At 68.2% G+C, this 3,127-nt stretch carries 3 protein-coding genes; all 3 read left to right on the top strand.

The genetic code is table 11. The annotated features are described in order from the left end of the window. The coding region (locus ACHFFZ_RS05260; RefSeq protein ID WP_394275612.1) for a glucose PTS transporter subunit IIA at positions 1-946 on the top strand (946 nt) is incomplete at its 5' end. 40 nt (positions 947-986) lie between these two features. Further along, complete coding sequence (locus ACHFFZ_RS05255) at positions 987-2,393, top strand: glycoside hydrolase family 1 protein (protein ID WP_394275611.1); 1,407 nt, start codon at positions 987-989, stop codon at positions 2,391-2,393. Positions 2,394-2,494: 101 nt separating this feature from the next. Continuing rightward, positions 2,495-3,127: CAT RNA binding domain-containing protein (locus tag ACHFFZ_RS05250; protein WP_394275610.1), on the top strand; the 633-nt coding region annotated here is incomplete at its 3' end.

Here is a 3,127-nt window from a genome sequence, read left to right as displayed (position 1 = left end):
GGGCTACACCCTGCTCGGCGGCCCGATCCCGCCCGCCGTGCTCGCCCAGGCCGCCGCCGCGCTGGCCGTGGCCCTGCGCACCCGCAGCGCCAAGCGTCGTGACATCGCCACCGCCGGTTCGCTGTCGGGCTTCGTCGCCGGCGTCACCGAGCCCGTCATCTACGGAGTGAACCTGCCGCTGAAGCTGCCCTTCTACGCCGGCATCGCCGGCGGTGCGGTGGGCGGCACGATCGCCGCCCTGGGTGGCAGCGCCAACAACCAGTTCGTCTTCCCCAGCCTGCTGGGCCTGCCCGCCTACATGCAGCACGGCAACTTCACCATGCAGCTCATCGGCTGCGCCGCCGCCGTGGCCATCGCCTTCGGCATCACCCTGGTCGCCATGGACCGCGAGCAGCCCGACGAGGAGGCCGACGTGCTGCCCGACCCGGTCGCCGACGAGTCCGAGCCCGGCACCGATCCGGCCGCCGTCGCCCCCACCCCGGTCGCTGCCGGCGTCGTCACCCTCGGCTCGCCGGCCGACGGCCAGCTGGTGGCCCTGGACCAGGTGCCCGACAAGGTCTTCGCCTCCGGCGCCATGGGCTCCGGCTTCGGCGTGGTGCCCGAGAACGGCACCTTCGTCGCCCCCTGCGACGGGACGGTGATGGTCTCGATGAAGACCGGCCACGCCTTCGGCCTGCGCGCCGACAACGGCGCCGAGGTGCTCGTCCACATCGGCATCGACACCGTCCAGATGAAGGGTGACGGCTTCACGCCCGCCGTCGCCAAGGGTCAGCGCGTCGCCAAGGGCCAGACGCTGTGCACCGTCGACCTCGACAAGGTGGCGGGCGCCGGCTACGAGTCCACCACGATCGTCGTGGTCACCAACACCGCCAAGATGACCGAGGTCACCCCCGCCGCCCCCGGCCCGGTCGAGGCCGCCAGCAATGCCTGCGTCGTCACTTCCTGACCACCCTTCACACCACGCACAGAACGAGGAGAATCGAGACATGAAAACAACTTTCCCCGAAGGCTTCCTGTGGGGCGGAGCCGTTGCCGCCAACCAGTACGAAGGCGCCTATGACGTCGACGGCAAGGGCCTGAGCATCCAGGACGTGATGCCCAAGGGCATCACCGCCCCTCCCGTCGAAGAGCCCACCCCCGACAACCTGAAGCTCCAGGGCATCGACTTCTACCACCGCTATGCCGAGGACATCGCCCTGTTCGCCGAGATGGGCTTCAAGGTCTTCCGCTTCTCGATCGGCTGGAGCCGCATCTTCCCCAAGGGCGACGAGTCCGAGCCCAATGAGGCCGGCCTGGCCTTCTACGACCGGGTGCTCGACGAGTGCGAGAAGCACGGCATCGAGCCGCTGGTGACGCTGAGCCACTACGAGACCCCGCTGCACCTGGCCAAGACCTATGACGGCTGGGTGGACCGTCGCCTGATCGGCTTCTACGAGAACTTCGCCCGCACCTGCTTCGAGCGCTACGGCAAGCGTGTGAAGTACTGGCTCACCTTCAACGAGATCAACTCGGTGCTGCACGCGCCGCTGATGTCGGGCGGCATCTGGACCCCCAAGGAGGAGCTCTCGCAGCAGCAGCTCTACCAGGCCATCCACCACGAGCTGGTCGCATCGGCCTCAGCCACCCGCATCGCACACGAGGTCAATCCGGAGCTCAAGGTGGGCTGCATGATCATCTCGATGCCGGTCTACCCGCTGACGCCCGACCCGGCCGACGTGCTGGCCGGCAGGATGATCGACCGCGACAACTACGCCTTCGGCGACGTGCACTGCCGCGGCGCCTACCCCGGCTACTTCCTGCGCAAGCTGGCCGAGCTGGGCGTGGAGCTGGAGATCACCGAGGAGGACCGCGAGACGCTGAAGCACACCGTCGACTTCGTCAGCTTCAGCTACTACGTCAGCATCTGCGCCTCGGCCGACCCGTCGGTGGAGAAGGGCCCGGGCAACATCTTCGCCGGCGTCCCGAACCCGACCCTTCCCGCCTCCGAGTGGGGCTGGCAGATCGACCCGGTGGGCCTGCGGCTGGTGCTCAACGACTACTGGGACCGCTGGCAGAAGCCGCTGTTCATCGTCGAGAACGGGCTGGGCGCCAAGGACGAACTGGTCGAGAAGGATGGCGTGAAGACGGTCGAGGACGACTACCGGATCCAGTACCTCAATGACCACCTGGTCCAGGTGCGCGAGGCCATCGCCGACGGCGTGAACCTGCTCGGCTACACCTGGTGGGGCCCGATCGACGTGGTGAGCGCCTCGACCGCGCAGCTGTCCAAGCGCTACGGCTTCATCTACGTCGACCGCAATGACGACGGCACCGGCACGCTGGAGCGCTACAGGAAGAAGTCCTTCGACTTCTACAAGCAGGTCATCGCCAGCAATGGCGCCAGCCTGACCTGACGGCGGACCGGTCGAACCGGCACGGGACGGCCGAACCTGTCACGGATCCCTGGCAGGTTCGGCCCCGTCACCAGTCCAGCAGCACGAACGGAGGTGGGGCGATGGAGCTCCTGCGGGTCTTCAACAACAACGTGGTGCTCGCCCGCGCCGCCTCGGGCGACGAGGTGGTGCTCACCGGGCGTGGCCTGGGCTTCCAGGCAAGGCCGGGCCAGCTGGTCGACGAGTCAAAGGTGGTGCGCACCTTCGTGCCCGACGCCGGACGCAATGCCGACAACTTCGCGGCGCTGCTGGCGGCCATCCCACCCGAACACCTCGACCTGGCGGCCCGGGCACTCGACGCCGTGCGGGGCGACCTGCCGCAGGGCTACCCGTCGAGCACCCTGGTGGCGCTGGCCGACCACCTGAGCTTCGCCATCAAGCGCGCCCGCAGCGGCATCGAGGTGGACTACCCGCTGCGCGCCGAGGTGGCCCACCTGTACCCGCAGGAGATCGCGACGGCCGAGCGGCTGCTGGAGCGCGTCAATGCCGAGCTCGACCAGCCCCTCCACCCGGACGAGGCGATGCCGGTCGCGCTGCACCTGGTCAATGCCTCCTTCAACGGTGGAGACCTGTCGAAGACCTACCAGATGACCGGCGTCTTCAACCAGGTCTTCGACATCATCGAGTCGGCCATGGATGCCCCGCTGGACCGCAACTCGGTCAACAGCGCCCGCTTCATCACCCACCTGCGCTAC

The sequence above is a fragment of the Luteococcus sp. genome (genome assembly GCF_043424415.1).
Taxonomy (GTDB): Bacteria; Actinomycetota; Actinomycetes; order Propionibacteriales; family Propionibacteriaceae; genus Luteococcus.
The sequence above is the reverse complement of the archived record's forward strand: the minus strand, read 5'-3'. Positions and strand labels throughout refer to the sequence as shown.